The following is a 25,729-nucleotide window of genomic DNA, read 5'->3' as shown; positions in this document are numbered from 1 at the left end:
AATGAAAATATTTAGCGTGAAAAAAATGACTGCGGTGATTACGCATTTATCTGCAGTATTGGTATTGAGCAGCCTGATATCTGCGCATGCGGCGATTGTGCCGGACCGCACCCGGGTGATTTATCCGGAAGATCAACAATCGGTCAGCGTGACGATTACCAATAAAAATAAAGAACTGCCTTTTGTCGCGCAATCATGGATAGAAGATGAGAAGGGCGTCAAAGTGCCGGGACCATTTATGGTATTGCCGCCGTTACAGCGGGTAGAAGCAAACGACAGAAATGTTTTGCGCATCGTTAAATTGCCAGGCGATAGCTTGCCGAAAGATAGAGAATCGGTTTTCTATTTGAACATCCGTGAAATTCCACCTAAGACTGAAACCGTTAACGCGATGCAAATTGCATTGCAATCCAAGCTCAAATTGTTTTACCGCCCTAAGGGAGTAGAGCGAGAGCGTGGTCAGGATATGGGGTTAAGTCTCAACGTGCAGCTTGATCCGGCCCATAAAAAAATTATCATTGATAATCCGACGCCATTTCATGTCACCGTGGTAGGATTTTTGGCTGGTACAGAAAAAACTAAAGTGTCTGCCAAGGCCGTCATGATTAGTCCTATTAGTAAAGTTGAGATGCCAGTAAAAGATGCTGATTTCAGCCACTTCAGCAAGTTTTATGTGTCGAACATGAATGATTACGGTGGTCAAACCGATTCGGAATTCAATTGCGTGGCTAATGTATGTCATGGTGTTCAGCCATGATGAACGTTCATCCCTGGATAAAACAGCATGGTGTGCGTTTACTGCAAATCATGCTGTTGTGCGGGGCGGGCCTCTTTGCGCAATCAGCCGCTGCATTGCAATGTAGTTCGCTGACCGATGGTTCCTATTTAACAGAGTCGATAGGCCCCGTTTCAGTTCCTGATTCTGTTCCAGACGGTACCATCATTTGGTATTCGCAGACGCATGTGGTTCCGGCAAAATGTTGGAAAGACTATATGCAATATCAAAATCTGGTTGACGATATTTATTTTTATGGGAATCCTAATGGATTGAATACCTTGGGTTGGGGTATCGAATTCGGTTTGTTATATAAAGGTGTGACGGCTTGGGATGGCGACTGGAGTTCGGCACCGCATTTGGGTGTGTTTACTGGATTTTCTTCGCCACCATGTCCGGATGTGACCACTATTGATCAGCTGTATACGTGCTCTCTCGTACAACCATCGATTGCGTTTCAGGTAGTGATCCGTAAGCGTGGACTTTTGCCATTCCAACGTCCACCGCAGGATACCTACGATGTGTTTCAGCTGGATGGTGTTTTGGGAATGAATGGCGGATCTAGTAATCCGCGAGGGAATTTTCGTTATCAGTTAAGCGGTTTACAAAATATTGTTGGCACACCTTGCACGGTGGATGTCACCGTTACACCAGAGCCCGGCATCATCAATTTTGGACAAATACAAAAAACTTCTACCGGTTTTAATCCCGCTAATCCAACCAAGCCATTTAGCCTGGCATTAGATAAGCAGTGCACGCAACCGATTAACATTGCTGGCTATTTCAATACGCCTTACCAAAATGGAGATCTGGTATTGCCGGCAGCCGATAGTCAGTTCGGGATTCAAATTAAAGATGCTGGCGGTAAGGTATTGCCGGTTAACGAGCGTTTTCCATTGGCGAATTTTGCCGCTGATGTTAATCATATAGATGTGCCATTTAGCGCCACGGTAGTGCCTATCGGCGATCCGCAAATAGGCCCATTTGAGGCAATTGTTACGGTGCAAATTATTTATTTGTAGCTTTTATCCTAAGAATAATGTGTCGTATGAAAATAGGCCTGCGATGCAATATCGCAGGCCTATTTTTCATTTTCTTTCTCAGTTATCCTGCGCTGCGCTGCAGCTTTTTACTTTCTATTTATGTGCATTTCCATAGTGAAGTCACGAGATATACCTGCGCCTACTTTTAAAAAAACATACATTTAATCTTTAAGAAATAAGTTAAATGGACATTTAACAAATGTTCACAATTAGTCTAGGAATATACCTATTTTTAGGACAAATCCGATATTTGTGCAGGGCCAATTTTACTAAAGTTCACTCCTTACGAAATTTCTTGGCTGGGAGTCGACATGAACAACATCTATCGCGTAATTTGGAATGCAACCGCAGGTACCTGGACGGCGGCAGCAGAAACGGCTAAAGGCCGTACTAAGGGCAGTTCCTCTAAAACCGCCAAATCGTTATCGCTGGCATTGGCGATTGCTGCTATTGCCGGCGGTACTGCTATGGTGCCGCGTCGGGTTGAGGCGAGTCCTGCCACGGCTATTGGTACTGGTGTACAACAAGGGGCGACAGGCAATGTGGTGATCGGGGATAACGCGATAGGAAACACTACCTGTGTCAACGACTCCTATACACCAGGTATTTGTGTCACCGCAACTGCGGTTGGTAATAGTGCTCAAGCCACAGGGGCTGGAGCGGTGGCGCTTGGTGATCATGCTATGGCATCAGGCAGGCTTACTGTTGCGATAGGCGCTACTGCTGTTGCAAGCGCAAATTTCTCTCAGGCAATTGGTGCTGGAGCGCAAGCCACAGGTGGTTGGGCAACGGCTATCGGCCAGGGTTCGGCGGCAACTCAGAACAATGCAAGTGCGATTGGTACCAATTCTCAGGCAACTGGCGCCAATACCACTGCCATCGGCGGAGCCGCAAAGGCGCAAGGCGATAATTCTTTAGCTATTGGCTATAACGCCAATGCATCTGCTAGTGGCTCTATGGCTTTTGGCGTGGGTACAATCACAAGCGGCACAAATGCTATCGGGTTTGGTAATTCAGTTACTGCTTCAAACACCGGTGCGATGGCGTTGGGTAATAGTGCGAAGGCTACTGGTACTTATTCGGTCGCCGTCGGCGCTGGGGCGAACACTGCTTCGGCAGCAAATGCAGCCGGAAACAATGCAGCAGCATATGGCACGGGTTCCAATGCGATTGGTAATAGCTCAACCGCTCTTGGTCAGAATACTATGGCTGCGGCTAGCAATTCAACTGCTGTCGGTACCGGTGCGAATGCTGCTGGTTCAAGCGGAACAGCCATTGGACAATCGGCGCTTGCAGGACCTCTTGTTACGGGCAACACGGCTATCGGTTGGGGAGCTAATGCGGACGGTGGTACTACAGCTGGTGCCTGGAGCGGTACAGCGGTCGGTACACATTCGGTAGCTTACGGTGATGGCGCTACTGCATTTGGTGATTCGGCTAAAGCAACTGCTGACAAAGCAGCTGCGTTTGGTCGTGGCGCTTCAGCCAATGCAGTCAGTGCGACTGCATTTGGTGCCGGTGCCAATGCCAGTGCGGCTAATTCAGTAGCGCTGGGCGCAGGTTCTACCACCACAGCAAATCTGGCTGCCGCTGGTTACAACCCTGGATCGACTGCCTTGTCCGGTACTGCTTCGGCGGCAAAAGGTGAAGTATCGGTTGGCTCTGCAGGCAATGAACGCCGCGTGACTAATGTTGCCGCTGGTTCAGCCGCAACAGACGCCGTGAACGTCAGCCAATTGACATCTGAAGCAGCAAAATCGAACACGATTGGCAATAACATCGCCGTAGCACTGGGCGGTGGCGCAACCTACAACTCAACTACTGGCGCAATCACCAATCCAAGTTATGTGGTGCAAGGCACGACCTACAATAATGTGGGCGCAGCGCTGGGTGGTCTTAACGTGGGCTTGAATACAACGAATACTAACGTTACTAACCTGACTAACGGCATTAACAACGGTACTATCGGCCTGGTGCAACAAAACGGTACGGCAGCTAACGTTACCGTTGCTAAAAGTACAGGAGGGACTGTCGTTGATGTAACGGGTACTGCTGGTACACGTAAAGTAACAGGGGTGACAGCGGGGACATTGTCAACGTCCAGTACCGATGCCGTTAATGGCGCGCAGTTGAATACAACCAATACTAACGTTACTAATGTTGCTGGCAACCTCACGACCCTGACTAACAATATCAACAGCGGCCTTATTGGTCTGGTGCAGCAAGTCGGCGGTGCATCGTCGCCGATCACTGTGGGAGCAAGCACAGGGGGCACTGTAGTTAACTTTGCAAACAGCACAGGTGGCACACGGACATTGACTAATGTATCGGCTGGTAAAAACGCTACCGATGCCGTGAACGTCAGTCAGCTCACGCCGGTTGTTACAGCTTTGGGCGGGGGAGCGGCTGTTAATGCGACCACCGGTGCGGTGACAGGTCCGACTTATGCACTGACCAACGCCAACGCTATCGCTGGCACCACTGGTGCTGCGACTGATATTGGCTCGGGCTTTGGTAAGGTCGATAGTGCGTTGGGCGCACTGAATACTGCCGTGACTAACAACACCACCGCTATCGCTGGCAACACAACAAATATCAACAACTTGCTAAATGGTACTGCTGGTCTGGTGCAGCAAGCTGGTTCGACAGCTAATGTTACCGTCGCTAAAAGTACAGGGGGTACTGCGGTTGATGTAACAGGTACCGCTGGTACACGTAAAGTAACAGGTGTTACAGCAGGTGCATTGTCAGCCACTAGTACTGATGCGGTGAATGGTTCGCAGTTGTTTGAGACGAATGCACAAGTCAGCCAGAATACGACCAATATTGCACAAAACACGAGTGGTATTACTAATCTGGATGGTCGTGTAACGACGAATGAAGGCAATATTACGAATCTGTTGAATGGCAAAGCAGGATTGGTGCAGCAAGCCAATGACACTGCACCAATCACTATCGGTGCCAGCTCGGACGGTACTGTGGTGAGTGTGGCTGGCTCGGCCAGTGATCGTCGTATCACTGGCGTGCTTGATGGTACTAATGCCAATGATGCAGTCAATCTTTCGCAGTTGGATGCTGCAAAAACTGATTTGGGTACGCAGATCACGACAGTATCGAACAATCTGAGTACGCAGATCGGTGATGTTACGACTAACCTGACAGCGGCGACACGCTTCTTTAAGGCAGATGGTTTAGATACAGATGCTGCAGCAACAGTAACGGCAGGCACAAAATCGGTCGCCATTGGCGCCAATTCGGTTGCGACCGAAGCCAATACGGTATCGGTAGGTGCGGTTGGTAGCGAACGCAAGATTGTCAACGTAGCTACTGGTGTTAATGACACTGATGCAGTCAACGTTGGACAATTGACTAAAGCCATTGCCGATATTCCTGCAGGCGGCCCTAGCACTGATCCTAATGCGGTTTCGTATGACGACGCCGTAGCGCGCAGCAGCGTCACCTTAGGCGGTGTCGGTTCGACCACGCCAGTGGCATTACATAATGTTGCTGATGGTACAGCTGCTAATGATGCGGTGAACTTGAGTCAATTAAATGCAGTCGATACTAAGGTTACTAACGTTGCCGGTAATCTCACGACTCTGACCAACAACATCAACAATGGCACCGTTGGTTTAGTGCAGCAAGCACCAACCGGTAATGCTGATTTGACGGTCGGTAAAGACACTGATGGTGTTAACGTCAATTTTGCTGATAAAAATGGTGCTACACGCACTTTGCAGAAAGTCACTGCAGGTGCATTGTCAGCCACTAGTACTGATGCGGTGAATGGTTCGCAGTTGTTTGAGACGAATGCACAAGTCAGTCAGAATACGACCAACATTGCGCAAAATACGAGCGATATCACGAACCTGGCTAACGCCAGCCGTTATTTCAAAGCCACTGGCAACTCTCTTGTTACCAGCGGCGATGATGCCTCAGCTACCGGTATGAATTCAGTAGCTATGGGACCATCAGCAAGTGCCAGCAATACGAACGGCATTGCGATCGGCTGGGGTGCGCGTGCAAGTACTAATGATGGCACTATCGCCATCGGTGCGAACAGCAATGCGACTGGTGAAAATTCGGTTGCTTTGGGTGCGGGCTCTATCGCCAGTCGTGACAATGTGGTGTCAGTCGGTATGGGCCCTGATATTGGTAATGGCACTCGTCAGATTATCAATGTAACGCAAGGTACTGAGGGGACTGATGCCGTCAACGTGAATCAACTTTCATCGACTGTTGCTGCATTAGGTGGTGGGGCTAGCATAAGTGCGACCAGCGGCTCAGTAACAGGCCCGACCTACGCGCTGACTAACGCCAACGCCATTGCTGGCACCACTGGTGCGGCGACGGATGTTGGTGCCGGTTTCGACAAGGTTGACAGTGCATTGGGTACGCTGGATACCGCGGTGACTAACCTTGACGGTCGTGTAACGACGAATGAAGGCAATATTACTAATCTGTTGAATGGCAAAGCAGGATTGGTGCAGCAGGCCGATGGCACTGCACCAATCACCATCGGTGCAAGCACGGGCGGTACTGTGGTGAGCGTGGCAAGCTCTGCCAGTGACCGTCAGATCACAGGTGTTGCAGCTGGTACGCATCTGAATGATGCGGTGAACTTGTCACAGTTGAATGCTGTGCAAGATCAGATTGGTAGCGCGACAGGCCTGGCGGTGACTTACGACGATGCGTCAAAAGGGAGCGTCACATTGGGTGGTGCTGCCGGTACGCAAATCAAAAATGTAATGGCTGGTAAGGATGCGACTGACGCAGTGAACGTAGGTCAATTGGATGCGGCAAAAACGGACTTGAATACACAGATCACCAATGTCTCGAATAACCTGAGCACACAGATTGGTGACGTCTCAACTAATTTGACGGCTGCGACACGTTTCTTTAAAGCTGATGGTTTAGATACAGATGCTGCTGCAACAGTCACAGCAGGTACAAAATCGGTAGCTATTGGTGCCAACTCGGTTGCGAGCCGTAATAACAGTGTTTCTGTCGGCGATGTTGGTAGCGAGCGCCAGATCGTCAATGTTGCAGAAGGCACGATGGGTACGGATGCAGTCAATCTTGATCAGTTGACCGCGGTCAAAGACCAGGTTGGCAATTTGAGCGACCTGGCCGTGACTTACGACGATCCGTCGAAAGCGTCGATCACATTGGGCGGCGCTGCAGGTACCGGTACACAAATCAAGAACGTCGCTAATGGTGTTGATAACAACGATGCGGTTAATGTGTCGCAATTGAAAGCATCTGGTTTGATCGATGCTAATGGCAATGCATTGGCAGCGGTAACTTACGATTTGAATGCTGACGGTTCGGTCAATTACAACAGTGTGACCATGGGTAATGGTAAATCGACTGGCTCGGTAGCCATTCATAACGTCGCCGCAGGTGTGGATGATACTGATGCTGTCAACGTAAAACAGCTTACTGATTCGTTGACAAAAAGTGGTTTGATTGGTGATGACGGCAGCACCTTGGACGCTGTAGTGTATGACCCAGGCTCTAATCATGGTCAGGTGACGTTGGGCGGCCTTGGCGCTACTACCAACGTCATATTGACGAACGTAGCAGCAGGCAAAGTCACGGCAACCAGCACTGATGCTGTCAATGGTAGTCAATTATTCGGTTTGCAGCAGCAGGTAAATAATATCGATAATCGTGTGAATGTGCTTGAGCAGAATCCGGCGATAGTTACACCACCAGTGTCAACTGCACCAGTAGTCACTCCAGTGGTCGCTAATCCTCACCTGGCAACTACCGATGATGCAAGTGGCACTACCCATGAGGCTGTTGCTACTGGGACGAGTGCCGTAGCGGTCGGTGCAGGCGCAAATGCTGCTAACAACAACAGCGTTGCATTAGGCGCAGGTTCAGTGACGACGCAAGACAACTCGGTTTCAATGGGTTCTGCAGGTAATGAACGTGCTATCACTAACGTCCAGGCCGGTGTAAATGATACTGATGCTGCTAACGTTGGTCAGGTGACTACTGCGATTTCTAACTCCGCAAATCAGACTTTGCAGAGCGCAAATAGCTACACTGATCAACGCTTTAATCAAGTTGAGCAAGATATCAACAATGTTGATAAGTATGCTCGTCAGGGCATTGCAGCGTCCGCGGCGTTGAATATGGTGACACCGTATTTGCCAGGGAAGACAACGCTAAATGCGGGGGTTGCTGGTTATCGTAGTCAGGTTGGTCTGGGTGTCGGAATCTCGCATTGGAATCGTCGCGGTAATCTCAACGTGAATGCCGGGGTGTCTTCAGCCGGCGGTAACAGCACGATCATCCGCGCAGGTGTGGGTGTGGTGTTAGGTGACTAAGTCGTAGTTTAATCAGAACCGCCAAACTGACTCGATGAGATTGGTTTGGCGGCTTTTTTATGAGTGCGATCCAGTAAAGGCGGTATCAACGCTGATAATCACTGGAGAATTTGTTATAGTAAAAGTACGTTTCAGTTTGAAAGTATTTGTGGTTATTTCATTAATTTTTTAATTTGCGGATGCATATGAAAAGTGGCGGGAGATGTTATAAGTGCATTAAATATTAATGAATAAAACTGTAGCAAATGTAGCGCGATTGTCGGAGCCAGAATGCTTTGGTTTACACTTCGCGTTCCGTACTTTCAATACACCTCCTATCATTAGTGGCATCAATGAATACGGCGATAGTAAATAAACGAAGTATCGTCCATGCTGAGATCATCAGAAAACCCGATAAGCATTGCTCTGTTAGATGACCATGAAGTCATCCTGCATGGCATGCGCATGCGATTTGAGAAAGAGTCTGATTTCAGGGTGGTGGGAGCATACCTGAAAGGGCGCGCCATGATTAGCGGCTTGCAGAAGGACCCGGCAGAGGTTTTGGTGCTCGATTATTCGTTGGGGCCTACCGAAATTGACGGTATTAATCTGATTCAATTACTGAAGATTAAATACCCGCGCTGCAAACTCTTGGTTGTTTCTGCTCACGATAATCCCGCCACGGTGGAACTCATAATGCGTTCTGGCGTACAAGGGTTTGTTAGCAAAGTCGGAGAAGTAGATGAATTGGTTGCCGCCGTCCGAGTCGTTGCTGCCGGTGGTATATATCGTGATAAGTCATTGGATGAAGTAAGTCAGTGGGTGCCGTTGCCTTCAGCAGGAGAAGGCGCTGCGATGGCTGACGGCACAGCACCCGAATGGCCACAAAAAAAGCAATTATCAACACGCGAGCGAGAAGTGCTGCGCTGTTGTCTGGATGGTATGTCGGTCATTCAGATTGCCGAAAAATTTTCTAAAAGTCGCAAAACCATCAGTACGCAAAAACAATCCGCGATGAGTAAGCTGGGTTTGAGTTCAGATAACGAGTTATTTTCTTTGCGCCGTAGCCTTGAGGATTTGTAGGTTTTCTTCGGCTGATTTCCAAGATATTTCTTTTTTTTAATAGGACAATTCCGATATTTTTTCTCGGTAATTACGATCAGAATGTCCTATTTCAACGATTAAAATCAACGGTGTCGATAACCATCGGATTTGGCCGGGCTGAGAAGTTGATCAATAAGAGGACCGTATTATGAATTGGAATGCTGCATCCCAACTGACCATTGCATTGCTGGATGACCATGCCATGATACGTCATGGAATGTTGGCACGCTTAAGCGAAGAATCCGATTTTCGGGTAGTGGGTTCATTCGCCAATAGCCGTGATTTAATCACTGCATTGCATACTACCAAAGTGGATTTGCTCCTGCTCGATTATGAGTTGGCACAGGGTGATATTGACGGTTTGAATCTGATAAGGGTGCTGGGAGTACGTTTCCCAATGAGTAAAATTCTGGTGGTATCGTCCCATCACAATCAAGCTACCGTAACATTGGCGTTGCGTGCGGGGGCACGTGGTTTTGTCGGGAAAACTCAACCACTGACAGATTTGATTGGTGCGATTCGCACTGTCGCATTAGGACGTTTTTATGTGGATAAAAAATTGGCATTTGAATTGGCGCCGTTGTTAGCGGAAATTGCGGGGGCAGATTTTGTGGCATCGGATGCACCTGGTCCTATCGATAATCCACTGATGCATCAAGCCGATCTTTCATCGCGCGAACGGGAAGTATTGCTCTGTTGTCTGGATGGGATGTCTGTGACGCAAATTGCTGAAAAGTTTGAGCGCAGCGTCAAGACTATCAGTACGCAAAAGCGCACCGCATTTCGTAAGTTGGGCATCGGTACTGATAATGAATTATTCAAAATCCATCATCAATTAAGAGTGTTATGAATCCATGTTATGCATCTATGAATGGCTATATCCATCGAGGTGGAACTAACGTCGCTCTGCAACAGTGCAGATTGCGACGTTTTATTTTGTCTTTGTTCATATGGGTCGCGCTGTTTGGATTTTCCCTGCTGTCGTCAGCACAAGCACAGACGCATGACGTCGGTGAATCGACATCGCCACAGGTCGTCAATAAACCAGTATTTACTCCCGAAGAGCGGGCTTGGATAAATGCCCATCACGATGTGTATATCTCGGTCGATCCTGACTGGCGTCCGCTCGAATATGTAGAAAACGGTATACATAAAGGCTTATCGGCTGAATATGTGAGTGCTATTTCCAAGGTGTCCGGACTCAGATTTCGTCTGTTGCCGAGTAATCAGTGGGAGGAAGCGCGACAAGCGCTGATGGATCGCCGCGTGGATTTGCTGCCTGCAATATCAGAGCAATTTGCGTCAGATAAACTGAAAAATGAGGTGATATTTACTGAGCCCTATTTCGTCGGCTCTACTGTCATTATTGCCACTTCCGCGGAACCGATTATTTTTGATATCCGAAAACTGAATGGGAAAGTTGTTGCAATCAAAGGGGGAGGGGCTTATGAACGCGTGTTACGCGCTCATTATCCCGAAGTAAAAGTACTCTCGGTAGCCAATCCCGAAGCCGCGCTACAAGCTGTTGTCGATGGGCGTGCTGATGCAGCGCTGGGAGTTGATACGGCGCTGCGGCCCTTATTGCGACGTAAATTTCTCGGCACATTGCATATTGCCGGCGCCATTGGTGATATGCCTGCGACAGTATCGATGGGAGTCCGCAAGGATTTGCCCGTGCTGGCATCTATCATTAAGAAATCACTGGCGTCGCTTAGTTCGAAACAAACTGATCGCATGGTCGATACATGGCTGGAAGAGACCGATTATGGCGCGCCTTCGTGGGGAACGTTATTACGGTATTACGATACTGAGATCATCAGTTTAAGCATTGCGGCAGTATTCATTTTGCTATTTGCCCATCGCGCGCAAGTAGCGCGTCGTCTGGCTATAAAAAGTGAGCAAGATAAATCCAATTTTCTGGCCGTGATGAGTCACGAAATCCGCACGCCGATGAACGCCATTTTGTCATCAGTCGAATTGCTGCAACGTTCACCGTTAGATCAGCGACAACAAGAGATGGCCAATGTCGCCGGTTCGGCGGCAGAATCCTTACTCAGTTTGCTAGATGATGTGCTCGACTTATCAAAACTGGAAGCGCATCGTCTGGAGTTGGAATTGGTACCAACTGATATAAGCGTATTGGCGCAACAAAGTGTCAATATGATGCAGATTAAAGCGCAGGAAAAGAATCTACCTCTCGGTCTGGATGTTCAGGTGCCAGAAAATACGGATGTATTCATTGATCCGACACGCGTGAGACAGATACTGCTGAACTTACTTTCCAATGCGATTAAATTTACCGAATACGGTAAAGTCAGTGTCATTATTCGCCTGCAAGTTGATGCGCTAGCAGCGCAGACGGACGCTAGCCCACAAGTGCTGCACGTCAGCGTAACCGATACCGGTATTGGCATCACATCAGAGCATCAAAGCAGACTATTTCAACCATTTACACAAGCCGATAGGTCTACAACGCGACGCTATGGCGGAACCGGATTGGGTCTGACTATTTGTCACGAATTGGTGAAAGTCATGGGGGGAACTCTGGCTTTGCAAAGTGCGAAGGGCGCAGGTACGACGATCAGCTTTACGATACCGGTGACAACCAAACTGCGTTCAGGCGATAACTCCGGTGATGGAATAAATAGTATCGACAGCAGCGATGACACGCAGTTACGCTCACATCCAGTGCGGATTGCATCTGATAAGACGGCAATAGCGGAAACATCCCGTCTCGCCATTTTGGTGGTGGATGATCATGTTAATAATCGTCTGGTCATTGGTCGCCAATTGGAAGCATTAGGCTGCGATGCTGTAATGGTAGAAGATGGGCCATCTGCTTTGGCTTTGTTGGCCGTGCGGACCTTTTCACTGATGTTACTCGATTGCTATTTGCCAGGTATGGATGGCTATGAAATTGCGCGCACTATCCGCCAGCAGGAAAAGAACAGTGATCGCCATTTGCCGGTTATCGCCATTTCCGCCGCCGTTGATAAAAACCATGAACAAAACTGCATGGACAGTGGCATGGATGGCTTACTGAGAAAACCAATCCGTCTGGAAGAGCTTAAATCCATCATTGAAGCCTGGTGCGATGTGGAGCTGATGGTGTCGTCTTATCCCATCTATTCAGAAAATAGCGATGAATTATTTCGCAGCAATGCAGAGCAGGACTGGGGAAAAATTCAGCAAGCTCTGATCCACAATGATTACAAGACCATCGCGCATCACCTCCATAGAATCAAAGGATCGGCGCAGATGACCAGGATGTCAACTATTGTGGATGCGACTAAAAAGATTGAAGCGGTGCTAAGCGATGAGCATCAGCCTATTGATGTTGAAAAATTGCAGGCTGCTTGTGAGGTATTGAGAAAAAGAATCGAGCAGCTATAGAGCCGCCTACAAAGTCCATTAACGATATTTAATTAAACGACTCTAGTTTAGAATTGCGCTTTTGGAGCAATTTAGTCGTCGATGGAGATGCATGAATACCTTCCGTGTAACAACAAATAAAGCTGAGTTAGACATCGCCAGTATCCATCGCTTTCTTTCGCAAGAAACGCCTTGGGCCAAGGGACTTCCTTTTAGCGTTCTGCAAAAAGGCATAGAAAATTCACTTTGCTTTGCGGGATTTATCGATGGCCGGCAGGTTGCTTTTGCGCGCGTCGTTTCGGACTACGCCACATTTGCCAATCTGCTTGATGTATTTGTGTTGCCAGAATATCGTGGCTGCGGTTATAGCAAAGTGTTGATGCAAGAAATTCTCGCGCATCCGGATTTGCAAGGCTTAAGGCGATTCACTTTAGCGACCAGCGATGCGCATACACTTTACGCACAGTTTGGTTTTGACGCACCGGCAAAGCCACAGACTTTAATGGAACGCTACTTCCCGGCTATCTACCTTGATCAATAGGAGATTCACCATGCAACTGAAGAAATTGGTTTTTCAAACTCATCCTCGTTTAGTCACCTCTACGCTTTTCGCCATTGCTGTCTGGTTTTTACTGTTCGAGCACAAGGGTATTACACGTGGCTTGATCGCCTGGAATGCCGGTGTGTGGACTTACTTAGGAATGGTGTGGTGGATGATGGCGAGAGCCGCGCCGGGGCAGATTAAAAAACGGGCGATGATCGAGGACGAGAACGCCACCATCATCCTGGCTGTGACTTGTGTTGCGGCCGTCGCCAGCATTATTGCTTTGGTGATGGGGCTATCGCAAGCCAAAGAATTTTTGCCAGGGCCGAAAGAGATACGTTATTTCTTCACTGTGTTGACGCTACTAGGGTCGTGGTTCTTACTGGGGACTATTTTTACACTGCACTATGCGCATCTTTTTCATATTGCGCCAGCCGACAAATTGCCGCTGCGATTTCCGGAGGATGAGAAGAATCCTGATTATTGGGATTTTCTTTATTTCTCGTTCACTATCGGAGTGGCGGTACAAACCTCGGATGTCTGCATCATGACCGGCTCCATGCGCAGGACGGTGTTGATACAGTCTGTCATGACATTTCTCTTTAATCTGGCTATTTTGGGATTGGCGATCAATATTGCGGCCGGTTTGGTGTCTTGATGATTGTTGATCGCGTTGAGGGAGTAACTGATGTTACAAACGCCACCGTCATTCCCGCGAATGCGGGAATCCACTTTTCGATATGCAAAGCGACGTTGGTATCATGTATCGCCGGCTCGCTGCGTTAAGTAACATGGGTTCCCGCGTTCGCAGGAATGACGGTGTTGTGATTATGGGCGTGTGTATTCAATAAATGAATAAAGCCAGCTATGCGTTTGCAATAGCTGGCTTTATTTTTGAGAGCCTACAAAATAGATTGCTGCAGGTCGGAAAAGTATGACACTGCCCGACCTGCCTGTTACTTCTTACTGCCAGCCATACCTTCTTGCATACCATCCCTTCATCATCTGCGTTAGTACCGCATACGCCAGCAGTATCATCACCAGCCAAGGGAAGTAACTCATCGGCAGCGCTTGCAGCTTGAAGTAATGCACCATCGGTGAGAATGGCAAGAACAGACCGATTGCCATCACCAGGCTCGTCATGCCGATCAACGGCCATGACGCACGGCTCTGGAAGAACGGAATTTTGCGAGTACGTATCATGTGCACGATCAGCGTTTGCGACAGCAAGCCTTCAACGAACCAGCCGGTTTGGAACAGCGTCTGGTGGTCGACGTTGTTGGCGCCAAACACGTACCACAACAAAGCAAAGGTAAGCACGTCGAAAATAGAGCTGATCGGGCCGAAGTAAATCATGAAACGGCCGATTTCTTTTGGGTCCCAGCGTTGTGGTTTTTCCAGGAATTCCTTATCGACGTTATCGAACGGAATCGCAATTTGCGAAATGTCGTACAACAGATTCTGTACCAGCAAATGCAAAGGCAACATCGGCAAGAAGGGCAGGAAGGCACTGGCGATCAATACCGAGAACACGTTACCAAAGTTGGAACTGGCCGTCATCTTGATGTACTTGAGCATGTTTGCGAAGGTTTTGCGGCCTTCCAGCACGCCTTGCTCCAATACCATCAAACTCTTTTCCAGCAAAATAATATCGGCTGCTTCTTTCGCGATATCGACCGCAGTATCGACCGAAATACCAATGTCGGCCGCACGCAATGCTGGCGCATCGTTAATGCCATCGCCCATGAAACCGACCACGTGACCTTTGTCATGCAATACACGGACGATACGTTCTTTGTGGGTCGGGCTGAGTTTGGCGAAGACCGTAGTGGTATCGACAGCGATGGCCAAGTCGGCATCGCTCATGTTCTCTACATCGTTCCCTAACAACATGCCGTCAACCGCTAAGCCCACTTCGCGGCAGATTTTGGCGGTGACCAATTGATTGTCGCCAGTCAGAATTTTGACTGTGACGCCATGTTTTTTGAGTGCTTCCAAAGCAGGGCGGGTAGATTCTTTTGGCGGGTCGAGGAAAGCAATGTAACCGATCAAGACCAGATCCGATTCATCGGCCACGCTATAGACTTCTTTAGTCGGCGGCAAATCCTTGGCGGCCACGGCCACCACGCGCAAACCTTCGGAGTTCAGGCTGGAGGTAGTTTCGTGTATTTCTTGTAGCAGTTCTGCTGTCAATGGCACTACCTGGCCTTGATGGCGCGCGTGGGTACAGACGGAAACGATTTCTTCGACTGCACCTTTACAAATCAATTCGTGGTGATCCTCACGTTCGCTGACCACCACCGACATACGGCGCCGCTGGAAGTCGAACGGAATTTCATCGACTTTGCGATAGGCTGAAGCCAAGGCCATTTCGCGCTGTAGTTCCGCATGTTCCAACACGGCGACATCTAGCAGATTTTTCAAGCCGGTTTGATAGTGGCTGTTCAGATAAGCGTATTCCAGAACCAGATCGTCTTGCTCACCCAGAATGTCAGTATGGCGCTCCAGGAAAATTTTATCTTGTGTCAACGTACCGGTTTTATCGGTACACAATACATCCATCGCACCGAAGTTTTGAATCGCATCCAAACGTTTGACGATGACCTTTTGACGCGACAGCACCACCGCGCCTTTGGCCAGGGTCGAGGTAACGATCATCGGCAGCATTTCCGGTGTCAAACCAACTGCCACCGATAAGCCAAACAAGAATGCTTCCAGCCAATCGCCTTTGGTGAAGCCATTCAAGAAAAACACCACCGGCGTCATCACCATCATGAAGCGAATCAGCAACCAGCTGACTTTGTTGACGCCCAGCTGGAACGCAGTCGGGCCACGATCAGTGGCGGTGACGCGTTCAGCCAGTGCACCGAAATAAGTTTGATTGCCTGTGGTAAGCACGATGGCGGTGGCTGAACCGCTGACCACGTTGGTACCCATGAAGCACAGATTGTCCAGTTCCAGCGGACTGGTCGTATCCAAAGTGCGATGGTGGACAAATTTTTCTACTGGCAGTGATTCGCCAGTCATAGCGGCCTGACTGATAAACAAATCCTTGGCCGTGATCAAGCGCAAGTCAGCCGGGATCATGTCACCCGCGGACAGTTGCACGATATCGCCTGGTACCAGTTTCTTGATCGGCAGCTCTATCCGCTTTGCCCCCTTAGGATGCAGAGTCACGTCAAAATAACGCTTGGCTTCTTCAGCGATATCCTCAGCCAAATCATGTCGCAACACAGTGGCAGTGTTGCTGACCATTTCTTTAAGCTTGTCAGCGGCCGTGTTGGAACGCGCTTCTTGAATAAACCGCATCAATGTTGACAGCACCACCATGGAACTGATGACGATGGTGGCCTTCATGTCTTCGGTCGCATAGGAAACCGCTGCCAGCATCGTCAATAACAGATTGAACGGATTTTTATAGCACTGCCACAGATGGGCTTGCCACGATAGCGGTTTTTCGTGCTCAACCTCATTGGGACCGACACGCTCCCGGATTTCATCGGCTTCCGCGCTGGTCAGCCCGTCTGCATGGCTATGCAATTGCGTAAATAATTCTGGCAAGTCCATCTTTGCCATACCCAACAAATGCTGCGCCAGGCTGGGCGGTACTTCATTGGGAGTTGGTGTGCTACGGAACATATCCGCGCCAAAACGGCGGAAATGCCTATCCATACCGTGGGTATGCACAAATCTAACGAAAGTGTCTTTGAGTAGATTCAAATTCATAATGCTTTTCTTTTTTATGCAACGTTAAGTGAAACTATGCATGGGTAGTAGTCAGCCCGGTTAAATTAGTGGGGTATAAATTGTGTCTTTTCCCGCCTGTCGGCGTTGCTCGTTGTCGCCATAGTCATGCTATGACTCCTCCTCGCGCCTTGTCAGGCGAAAAAATCCATCAATTTCTATCCCACTAATTTAACCGGGCTGACTACTGCCGCAGCACTGTAGAGCTCAACCGTGACGTAATGATGACAACAACGAAATAGGGGAAAACGGCGGGCAGGAAAGATCACTGGCCAGCGGCGAGATGATAGCAGAAGCCGGGTTTTGCTTATGCATCCGGTAAGTTATTTAATGGAAATATTTGTCGCATCACCTTGTATTTGCATTATCAAAAGCTATACTTAAATTATCACCACAACGGGAGATGATCATGTTCGCATTTATTAACATTATCAGAACTAACCTGATTTTCTTTATACCGATGGTGTTGGTCGGGGTAGTGCTGTTGGGTGAGGTGCCAGTGGCATCAAAATTGGTGCATGGTGGTCTGGAAATGATTGGTGCAGTCGTTGGTGCTGTGCTGGCGATTTGGTTGCTGATAGAAATACCAATATTGATGGGTTAGCCATTTTCCTGACAAACAAATATGTGTAATTGATGGTCTGAATGAAGTTGTTCTTGCTTTTTGAGTGGATTGGCTTAAAAAGAAGAATTAACTTCATAGGAGGCCATCATGGCAAAAGGTATTCTGTGTAGTCTGGATATGGGCATTGGAATTATCACCCCAGAAGATGGTAGTGCTGATATTTTGATTGATAAGCATGCAATATCCGAGGGAGAGCTGCCAGCGACCAAAATCGGACACCGGGTTGAATACGATGCTGTGCCTGATTCAAGTGGGGAATTGATCGCTAAATCTGTCAAATTATTGAATTGAGTTGCTTATTTCGGGTGAGTCTTTTGTTTTGTTAAATAGTTGATAGCAGGTGAATGAGGGCAGGAAGGCGTGGCATAATCTTTCGCACTTCCTCTTTCTTATCTCTGCCATGTCCAAGCTCCGTTGCGCTGTTTTGCTCGTTTCTTCCTTATTGTGCACTGCATATAGCCATGCACAAGAATCCCAAATCCCCGCATCAGTTAGCAATGCTTTGCAAGCTGCCGGTATTCCTTTGCAAAACGTCAGCCTTTACGTACAAGAAGCCAGCAATAGCGGCAAGATGATGGCGGCGGCAAATGTGAACGTGCCTATGAATCCGGCTTCCACGATGAAGCTGCTGACTACCAGCGCTGCGTTGGAATTGCTGGGGCCAACTTACAGCTGGAAAACGCAAGCGTATATCGATGGCAAAAGAACAGGCACAGTGCTGCAAGGGGATTTGATTTTTAAGGGTAGCGGCGATCCCAAAATGGTGCTGGAAAATTTCTGGCTTTTTTTGCGTCAGATCCGCGCCAAAGGTATTCGTGACATCCGTGGCAATGTTGTGCTCGATCGCAGCATTTATGACGACAGCGTAGCCAGCGACCCGTCATCCTTCGATGGCGATCCGCTAAAGCCGTATAACGTTGGCCCGGACGCATTATTAGTCAATTACAAAGCGCTAACTTTTCAGTTTGAGCCGGATGACACCACCGGCTTGGTCAATGTCGCGGTAGATCCGCCTATGGCTGGCTATCCGGTAAAACCCCCGCGTCTGGATAGAAATGGCAAGTGTGGCGACTGGACCGGTAAATTGGGTTCGTCATTTGAAGGTGACGGCGCCAGTTTTGGCGGGACTTTCGCTTCGTCCTGTGGCGAAAAAATCTGGTACGTGAATCCTTATAAAATGAGTTCGGCACAATACTTTGGTGCTGTATTTCGTCAGATGTGGAGCGATCTGGGCGGCACTTTCAGTGGCGCTATCAAAACCGGTAATGTGCCTGTTGGTGCGAGCATGTTTACCGAGTGGAGTTCGGTGACTTTGCCGGAAGTGATCCGTGACATCAATAAATACAGCAACAATGTCATGGCCAGACAGTTGCTGTTGACGATAGGTTATGAAACATCGAAAACACCCGCTACCCCGGAAAGTGGTGCTCGGGCTGTGAAAAGCTGGTTGGCCAGTAAAGGTATTCCTGACAACGGTCTGGTGATTGCCAATGGCTCTGGTTTGTCGCGGACAGAACGAATTTCGGCTAATACAATGGGGCACTTGTTAGTGTCGGAGTTTCAGTCATCGACCATGCCGGAATTTATTTCTTCGATGCCGTTGGTCGGTTACGACGGCACCATGCGCAAGCGTTTGAAAAACCAATCGGTGGCAGGGCAAGCGCATATGAAAACCGGCACCTTGGATAATGTGCGGGCGCTGGCGGGTTATGTGCTGGCCGCTTCAGGTAAGTACTACGTCGTAGCTTTTTTCATCAACAGTGGCAATGCACCACGTGGACAGGCAGCTCAGGATGCCTTGTTGCAGTGGGTTTATGAGAACGGTTAAAGCTGGCGACGCATGGCTTTCAGCATTCGTGCAAATAAGGCACAAGTAGCGAATCAAACCGATCAAACACTTAAAGGTGATTGCTGACGGGAAATTATTGTCATACACTCGTTTACGTAGATTTCGCTGGATACAGCTGACATCTACGTAATTAAATGTAGAGCTTCCTTTGTACCGTTTTAGATGTGTGAGCAACGTCTCATATTTGATAAATAAACAAGGAAAATGACATGAAATCCATTAAATTGCTGCTTACCGTAGTCATTAGTTTGGCTGCTTTTGCCGTTTCGTCTTCAGCTTTCGCTAATCCGCCATATCACCACCACCATCACCATCACCACCATCCTCACCATCACTAATTTTTTTCCAGGCCGGACGGCATGTGTAATTGTGCGCATGCCGCCATAAAACGTGAGAATGATTATGAGAAAAACAGTGAAATTATTGTTGGCTCTTGCAATGTGCTTATTTGCGATGTCGGCTTCGGCTGTGAATGGAAGCAGTGTGCAAAGTGATGTGCCTCATATACAGCTGATAGGTACTAATGTTGGTGCTCAAGGTGGAATCGAATTAGCGGGTTATTCCCCTTATCACGGGAAACACCATACACAACGCAGACATCGTCCGCGCCACTATCATAAGAGTCATCGTCATCCTTATCATCGATAATCAATGCGATGATGCGATAAAACAAAACCCGCGTACTCTTTCAAGTGCGCGGGTTTTTTATTCGACTTATTCATTCAATCGGCAGAAAACTCACAACATGATTGGCTTATCCGAGATCTCATTGTATTTTCCCTCTTGATCGGGGAAATGTTGTGTCAGCAAACCATTTAACTGCTCCAACGCTAGTAACGTACTGTCCCGGTACGAGCCGTTGATGAACTCTTTGGTCATGGTGTGGCAGATGGCTTGCCATTCTTTTTTGTGAATTGCCCGGCCAACCGCACGATCTGCAACGATTTCAACTTTATGGTCGGCCAGATTTACGTAGACCAGCACGCCGATATTTTCTTCGGTATCCCATACTCGATAACGCGAAAAAAGCTCATTGGCACGATGGCGCGAAGTCATGTTGTTGAGTATCGCTTGTGTGTCCATGGATGATTCAATAATCACGCGTACTTCAGCGCGATGGGTGACTTCGCCTTCAGCAATTTTGGCTTGAATCGCTTGTAGTGTCGCAGCGGGAAAAAGTCGCCGAGAGTCGCGTCGTGTAGTGGTCAAATGCCGCCATAAACGTTGGATGGTTTTTTGCATTTACCAGTCTCCCGACGCGCCGCCGCCATCAAAACCACCGCCGCCACCGCCGAAGCCGCCCCCACCACCACCGCCACCAAAGCCACCGCCGCCGCCAAAACCACCACCACGGCCAGCTTGACTAAGGATGGTGCCAAGCACCACGCCAGCAGCATTGCCCCAGACATTTTCATTGAGCGAGCCACGACCGCCAGCCGTGCCATTACGTTTGCGCGCGATGATCATCATCAGCACCAGGAAGCCGAAAAACAGCAGCGGTGCCAAGGCATCAAAGGTACTTTCTAATCCGTTGTCGGTTCCTGCGCCTGCCTGTTTACGCTGCGCTGGAGGCAACGTTTGTTGATCAAGGATGGTTGTTATCGCAGTGACACCAGCAGTTAAACCGCCGTAAAAATCGCCGCGCTGAAAACGCGGTGCAATCACATCTTGCAATACCCGTTTGGACATGGCGTCGGTCAATACGCCTTGTACGCCACGTCCGGTCATGATGGCCAGGCGGCGTGAGCCTTGCGAATTATCTTTGGCGACGATCAGCAATACACCATCATCGATACCTTTACGGCCTAATTTCCAGGCATCGGTCACGCGCACGCCAAAATCATTGATGACTTCCGGCTCAGTGCTGTCCACCGTCAGCAATACAACCTGACTGCCGGTGCGTGCTTCATAATCGCTTAATTGGGATTCCAATGCGCTGCGCTGATCCGGTTGCAACATGCCAGCCAGATCATTGACATGACCCTGTAACGGCGGCACCGGCAACAACGTGTCACGCGGTTCAGCCGGAGTTCTGCGGGTTTGCGGAACAACTGCGTCGGTGCCTGATGCCGTGTTGGCGTTTTGGGGTGCAGGCTGCGACGATGGTCCCGGTAAGAACCCCGGTATCACATTTGGTGGCAACACTTTTGTCATCACGTCATGCAAGGGTTTGGGAATAATCGACGGAGCGGTGGCTGGCTGTTGTGCGGTTTGCTGTGCCGATTGCGAGCCAGATTGGGCTGGTGCCGCCGGTGCTGCCGATTGCGCTTCTGCCGGCGATGCGAATGCCATTAATAACGCTAATCCACCAAGAAGCTGGAAAGTCGTTTTGTGCAAACACTGCAATCTCGTCGCGGGATTTATGCTGCCGTGAGATTGCAGGGATTTCGTCGCAAAGGACATTATTAATTGCCTTGAGTGCTAGATGCTTTGGTGCTGAAATCAACTTTTGGCGCAGTCGAAATAGCGGTTTCGTTTTCAACAGTGAACGACGGTTTGACAGCGTAACCCATGACTTTGGCGGTCAGATTGGTCGGGAAAGTACGTGCCAGAATATTGTAATCCTGAATAGCATCGACATAGCGTTTGCGCGCTACAGTAATTCTATTTTCTGTACCTTCCAGCTGCGATTGCAAATCGCGGAAGTTGGTATCTGCTTTCAGTTGAGGATAGTTTTCAGAAACGGCCATTAAACGCGACAATGCGGAAGATAATGTTCCTTGCAAATCTTGAAATTTCTTCAAGGCGGCAGGATCATTGAGCACCTCCGGAGTGATTTTGAAACTAGCCACATCTGAGCGCGCTTTCGCTACCGCAGTAAAAGTGCCTTCTTCATGCTGCGCATAGCCTTGTACTGTTTGTACCAGATTAGGGATCAAATCGGCGCGTCGTTGATATTGATTCAATACCTCGCCCCATGCGGCTTTTACCGCTTCGTCTTTGTGTTGGAAATCGTTATAGCCACAAGCACTGAGCAGGGAAGCCAAAACTGCAACTGCTAACCATTTAAAGATAGTGTTCATGCGCATCTCCATAAATTTGTTCTCTTGGAAGTAATAGACCTGAGCGCACGTTAGCAAACTATTGCTTTGTGCTCAAGTACTAAATGATAGCTTGTCACTAAGTATTCCCCAAAAACTGGCTATGCGTTGTTGCCCCTGGCCTAAACAGTTTTTTGGGAATACTTAAAATGGAATTACAATGCCGCGATGTGCATTATTAGGAGTTGTGCTGTGACTACTGTGACCGCTGTTTCATTTATCGACAAATTATCCTCAGCCTGGGATGTTAACAACTCGCAATTATGCGTAGGCCTGGACCCGGATGTTGCTAAATTCCCATTGCATTTGCAAAATCAGCCTGATGCAATCTTTTCTTTTTGCAAAGCCATTATTGATGCCACCGCGGATACGGCTTGTGCGTTCAAGCCGCAAATCGCCTACTTTGCCGCGCTACGTGCAGAAGATCAATTGGAAGCGATTTGTGCCTATATCCATGAAAAATATCCTGCGATTCCGATAATCTTAGATGCCAAGCGCGGCGATATCGGTGCGACGGCAGAACAATACGCGCGTGAAGCGTTCGAACGATATAACGCCGATGCGGTAACAGTTAATCCGTACATGGGCTTTGATTCAGTCGCCCCGTATCTGGAATGGAAAGATCGTGGCGTGATCGTTTTATGCAGAACTTCCAACCCAGGCGGCTCTGACTTGCAGTTTTTGACGGTAGACGCGGAGGGCGGGAATAAGCCACTTTATCAACATGTGGCGAAACTGGTGGCTGATAAATGGAACACTAACGGCCAATGCGGTTTGGTCGTCGGCGCAACTTTCCCTCACGAACTGGCGCAAGTGCGCAGCATCATTGGCGAAATGCCATTGTTGATCCCCGGGATCGGTGCGCAAGGCGGTGATGTAGAAGCGACGGTGCATGCGGGCAAAACGGCGCAAGGAACTGGCATGATGATCAGTTCTTCACGCGCGATTTTGTATGCAAAAGTGAATGATGCTGCGGGCGAGGATTTTGCCAGTGCCGCGCGTCGTGTAGCGTTGGAAACGCGAGACACGATCAATCAATTTCGTTAATCGATCTTGAAATAAGTCTGAGAATTTATTTCAACGAATTAAGTACGACAAGCCTATTATTTTCAAATCGACCTCGTCATTCCCGCGTTCGCGAGGATGACGGTGGCACATATCAAATCGATTATTCGGTATTACTTATTTCAATATCTTCAGCAAGCCTTGCAAAGCGTGAATGATGGTTTGTTCACGCACCGCCCGACGATCTCCCTGGAATACCAAGCGTTCGGTGTGGGTTTTGTGTTCATAGGCCCAGGCAAAACACACCGTGCCAACCGGCTTGCCCGGTACTGCGCCATCTGGACCAGCAATGCCGGTGGTGGCTAAAGCGACATCGGCATTGCTATTGGCTAGCGCGCCTTGGGCCATCTCGGCGGCGATTTCTTCGCTGACAACGCCGTGTTCCGCGATTAACGCAGCGGAAATTTCAAGCAGGTCGGTTTTGGATGCATTGGAATAGGTGACAAAGCCGCAGTCAAACCATTTGGAGGAGCCAGCAATCTCGGTAATCGCTTGTGCAACACCACCGCCTGTGCAGGATTCTGCCGTAGTTAAAAACAAACTTTTACTGTGTAACGCTTGCCCTGCTTGTTCGGCCAGGTCAGTGATTTGATCCAGATCGGTGGCGGTCATGGTGCTCTCCTTCTTTATAGGGTTGTCATGCCATACTGCCACCTGTTGTCGCCAGATGCAATCACTTGGATATAAGATTTTGATCTATAAAACTCGCCAAAGTGCGAACACCAGCAAGGTATAAAACGCGGCCACGATATCGTCCCACATCACGCCAAAGCCGCCTTTAATATGCTGATCAAAATACTTGATTGGTGGTGGTTTGACCATATCAAAAAAACGAAACACGACGAAGGCGCAGAGTTGTGTAGAAAAATTCGCCGGCGTAATCAGCACCAGCACCAGCCAGAAGGCGATGATTTCGTCCCACACCATGCTGCCATCATCAGGCGAATTCAGATGACGCCCCGTGACTTGGCAAGCCCACACGCCAATCACAAAACCAGCGGCAATGATCACCAGCCAATTGATGCTTGAAAAGTAGTGAGGCCATTTTGACGACAGCACAATAAAAGATAACCACCCCAACAACGTACCGCTGGTACCCGGCATGATGCGCGATAAGCCACTTCCAAAACCCAGCGCTATGTAATGCGCTGGATGAGATAACATAAAAGCCGCGGTAGCTTTGATTTTTTTTGGTGTGTGCAGTTGCGTTGAATCTGGGATGCTCATGTTGTACGGAAGTGATCAAAAGAAGAAAGCTGCAAATCCAAAGCAGTACCGTCAGCGGCAACGAAAGCAATCCCGGGATCAGCCACAATAGAGCCGATGCGCGTCACCTTGGTTGAGGCGTTCTGTGCCGCAGTCAGTACTGCTTCACGTTGTGCTGCTGCAGCGGTAAAACAAAGTTCATAATCATCGCCGCCAGCCAATGCAAAATGGCGTTGAATAGTTTGTGGTTGCTGCGCCAAAACTGCGCCCAACGGCAAGTCGTCCACGCTCAATTTCGCACCCACACCGGAGCGTTGCAGGATGTGGCCAAGATCGCCAATCAGTCCGTCAGAAATATCAATCGCCGCATGAGCAATGCCACGCAAAGCCAGGCCGAGAGCGACCCGTGGCGTTGGTTGATGCATGCGTGCTGCGGCTAACGCGTGGTTGCTCGCATCCAAATTAATCTGGCCACCTAAGGGTTCATCTGGATCGTTTTTGCACGCATTTAAACGATATCCAGCCAAAGCCAAACGCGCATCGCCCAAGGTTCCGGAAACCCAAATATCATCACCAATTTTTGCCGCATCACGACGCAGCGCTTGCCCTGGCGCAGTTTCACCGAAAATAGTAATACAAATATTCAACGGCCCTTTAGTCGTATCGCCGCCTATCAATTCGCAGTGATGCAAATCCGCCAGCGCTAACAAACCTTTGGCAAACGGTGCTAACCATTCCGCCCGCGCTTCAGGCAAAGCCAACGCCAGCGTAAAGCCAAGCGGCCGCGCGCCCATTGCCGCTAAATCAGAGAGGTTCACCGCCAATGATTTATGGCCTAAGGTATACGGATCAACGTCGGCAAAAAAATGTCGGCCACTGACCAGCATGTCGGATGAAATCGCCAATTGCATACCCGCAGTCGGCGTCAGCAAAGCGCAATCGTCGCCGACCCCAAGCGCAACCTGACCATTTGCGCGGGGAGGGCGCGTGAAATATTGCGCGATGAGATCGAATTCAGAGAGCATATTTTTATTTAATACTTAA

General features: G+C 49.0%; 20 protein-coding genes. 13 read left to right on the top strand and 7 right to left on the bottom strand.

Features of this window, described 5'->3' with window-relative positions:
- The first annotated feature begins 1 nt into the window (after position 1).
- The 8 genes from GEV47_RS17700 to GEV47_RS17665 all read left to right on the top strand — a co-directional run bounded on the left by GEV47_RS17700 (position 2) and on the right by GEV47_RS17665 (position 13,813).
- Positions 2 to 757 carry a fimbrial biogenesis chaperone gene (locus GEV47_RS17700; RefSeq protein WP_228124787.1) on the top strand — a complete coding sequence of 252 codons (756 nt, stop codon included), beginning with the start codon at positions 2 to 4 and terminating at the stop codon, positions 755 to 757.
- Positions 754 to 1,797 (top strand): fimbrial protein, encoded by a 1,044-nt coding sequence (locus tag GEV47_RS17695; RefSeq protein ID WP_228124786.1) that lies wholly within the window; start codon positions 754 to 756, stop codon positions 1,795 to 1,797. The genes GEV47_RS17700 and GEV47_RS17695 overlap by 4 nt, the downstream gene beginning before the upstream one ends.
- Positions 1,798 to 2,129: 332 nt before the next feature.
- Positions 2,130 to 8,156, top strand: a complete 6,027-nt coding sequence (locus GEV47_RS17690) for an ESPR-type extended signal peptide-containing protein (protein WP_153236112.1) — start codon at positions 2,130 to 2,132, stop codon at positions 8,154 to 8,156.
- A 369-nt stretch (positions 8,157 to 8,525) separates the two neighbouring features.
- Complete coding sequence (locus tag GEV47_RS17685; protein WP_153236111.1) at positions 8,526 to 9,218, top strand: response regulator transcription factor; 693 nt, start codon at positions 8,526 to 8,528, stop codon at positions 9,216 to 9,218.
- 169 nt (positions 9,219 to 9,387) lie between these two features.
- Positions 9,388 to 10,089, top strand: coding sequence for a response regulator (locus GEV47_RS17680; protein WP_153236110.1), 702 nt, complete (start codon positions 9,388 to 9,390; stop codon positions 10,087 to 10,089).
- Positions 10,086 to 12,632 carry an ATP-binding protein gene (locus tag GEV47_RS17675; RefSeq protein ID WP_153236109.1) on the top strand — a complete coding sequence of 849 codons (2,547 nt, stop codon included), beginning with the start codon at positions 10,086 to 10,088 and terminating at the stop codon, positions 12,630 to 12,632. Before GEV47_RS17680 ends, GEV47_RS17675 begins: the two co-directional genes overlap by 4 nt.
- A gap of 91 nt (positions 12,633 to 12,723) precedes the next feature.
- Complete coding sequence (locus tag GEV47_RS17670) at positions 12,724 to 13,152, top strand: GNAT family N-acetyltransferase (RefSeq protein WP_153236108.1); 429 nt, start codon at positions 12,724 to 12,726, stop codon at positions 13,150 to 13,152.
- Between the two features lie 10 nt (positions 13,153 to 13,162).
- Positions 13,163 to 13,813 (top strand): DUF1345 domain-containing protein, encoded by a 651-nt coding sequence (locus GEV47_RS17665; protein ID WP_153236107.1) that lies wholly within the window; start codon positions 13,163 to 13,165, stop codon positions 13,811 to 13,813.
- A 305-nt stretch (positions 13,814 to 14,118) separates the two neighbouring features.
- Here the strand turns inward: GEV47_RS17665 and mgtA are convergent, their stop codons facing one another.
- Positions 14,119 to 16,881 carry a magnesium-translocating P-type ATPase gene (gene mgtA / locus GEV47_RS17660; RefSeq protein WP_153236106.1) on the bottom strand — a complete coding sequence of 921 codons (2,763 nt, stop codon included), beginning with the start codon at positions 16,879 to 16,881 and terminating at the stop codon, positions 14,119 to 14,121.
- 427 nt (positions 16,882 to 17,308) lie between these two features.
- Here mgtA and GEV47_RS17655 point away from each other — a divergent pair, with 427 nt between their 5' ends.
- From GEV47_RS17655 to GEV47_RS19750, 4 genes are all read left to right on the top strand, one after another.
- Positions 17,309 to 17,503, top strand: a complete 195-nt coding sequence (locus tag GEV47_RS17655; RefSeq protein ID WP_153236105.1) for a hypothetical protein — start codon at positions 17,309 to 17,311, stop codon at positions 17,501 to 17,503.
- 108 nt (positions 17,504 to 17,611) lie between these two features.
- A complete protein-coding gene (locus tag GEV47_RS17650; protein WP_153236104.1) occupies positions 17,612 to 17,815 on the top strand; it encodes a S1 domain-containing protein in 204 nt (67 codons plus the stop codon).
- Positions 17,816 to 17,924: 109 nt separating this feature from the next.
- Positions 17,925 to 19,352 (top strand): D-alanyl-D-alanine carboxypeptidase/D-alanyl-D-alanine endopeptidase, encoded by a 1,428-nt coding sequence (gene dacB / locus GEV47_RS17645; RefSeq protein ID WP_153236103.1) that lies wholly within the window; start codon positions 17,925 to 17,927, stop codon positions 19,350 to 19,352.
- 230 nt (positions 19,353 to 19,582) lie between these two features.
- Entirely contained in the window at positions 19,583 to 19,711 is a 129-nt protein-coding gene (locus tag GEV47_RS19750) for a hypothetical protein (RefSeq protein WP_265588518.1), read from the top strand.
- A gap of 400 nt (positions 19,712 to 20,111) precedes the next feature.
- Here the strand turns inward: GEV47_RS19750 and GEV47_RS17640 are convergent, their stop codons facing one another.
- The 3 genes from GEV47_RS17640 to GEV47_RS17630 all read right to left on the bottom strand — a co-directional run bounded on the left by GEV47_RS17640 (position 20,112) and on the right by GEV47_RS17630 (position 22,396).
- Positions 20,112 to 20,615: a TPM domain-containing protein gene (locus tag GEV47_RS17640; protein ID WP_153236102.1), complete on the bottom strand. Its 504-nt coding sequence runs from the start codon at positions 20,613 to 20,615 to the stop codon at positions 20,112 to 20,114.
- Positions 20,616 to 21,665 carry a TPM domain-containing protein gene (locus GEV47_RS17635; protein WP_228124785.1) on the bottom strand — a complete coding sequence of 350 codons (1,050 nt, stop codon included), beginning with the start codon at positions 21,663 to 21,665 and terminating at the stop codon, positions 20,616 to 20,618.
- A gap of 113 nt (positions 21,666 to 21,778) precedes the next feature.
- Entirely contained in the window at positions 21,779 to 22,396 is a 618-nt protein-coding gene (locus GEV47_RS17630) for a LemA family protein (protein WP_153236101.1), read from the bottom strand.
- A 210-nt stretch (positions 22,397 to 22,606) separates the two neighbouring features.
- On the opposite strand from GEV47_RS17630, the gene pyrF reads away from it, so the two are divergent.
- Positions 22,607 to 23,461 carry an orotidine-5'-phosphate decarboxylase gene (pyrF, locus tag GEV47_RS17625; protein ID WP_322741692.1) on the top strand — a complete coding sequence of 285 codons (855 nt, stop codon included), beginning with the start codon at positions 22,607 to 22,609 and terminating at the stop codon, positions 23,459 to 23,461.
- Positions 23,462 to 23,596: 135 nt separating this feature from the next.
- Here the strand turns inward: pyrF and GEV47_RS17620 are convergent, their stop codons facing one another.
- The 3 genes from GEV47_RS17620 to thiL all read right to left on the bottom strand — a co-directional run bounded on the left by GEV47_RS17620 (position 23,597) and on the right by thiL (position 25,710).
- On the bottom strand, positions 23,597 to 24,076 hold the full coding sequence (locus GEV47_RS17620) for a CinA family protein (protein WP_153236182.1): 480 nt from the start codon (positions 24,074 to 24,076) through the stop codon (positions 23,597 to 23,599).
- Positions 24,077 to 24,175: 99 nt separating this feature from the next.
- Entirely contained in the window at positions 24,176 to 24,706 is a 531-nt protein-coding gene (locus GEV47_RS17615) for a phosphatidylglycerophosphatase A family protein (RefSeq protein WP_407646287.1), read from the bottom strand.
- Positions 24,703 to 25,710: a thiamine-phosphate kinase gene (gene thiL / locus GEV47_RS17610; protein WP_153236099.1), complete on the bottom strand. Its 1,008-nt coding sequence runs from the start codon at positions 25,708 to 25,710 to the stop codon at positions 24,703 to 24,705. The genes GEV47_RS17615 and thiL overlap by 4 nt, the downstream gene beginning before the upstream one ends.
- Positions 25,711 to 25,729 lie beyond the last annotated feature (19 nt).

The sequence above is a fragment of the Glaciimonas soli genome (assembly GCF_009497155.1).
Classification (GTDB): domain Bacteria; phylum Pseudomonadota; class Gammaproteobacteria; order Burkholderiales; family Burkholderiaceae_D; genus Glaciimonas; species Glaciimonas soli.
The sequence above is the reverse complement of the archived record's forward strand: the minus strand, read 5'-3'. Positions and strand labels throughout refer to the sequence as shown.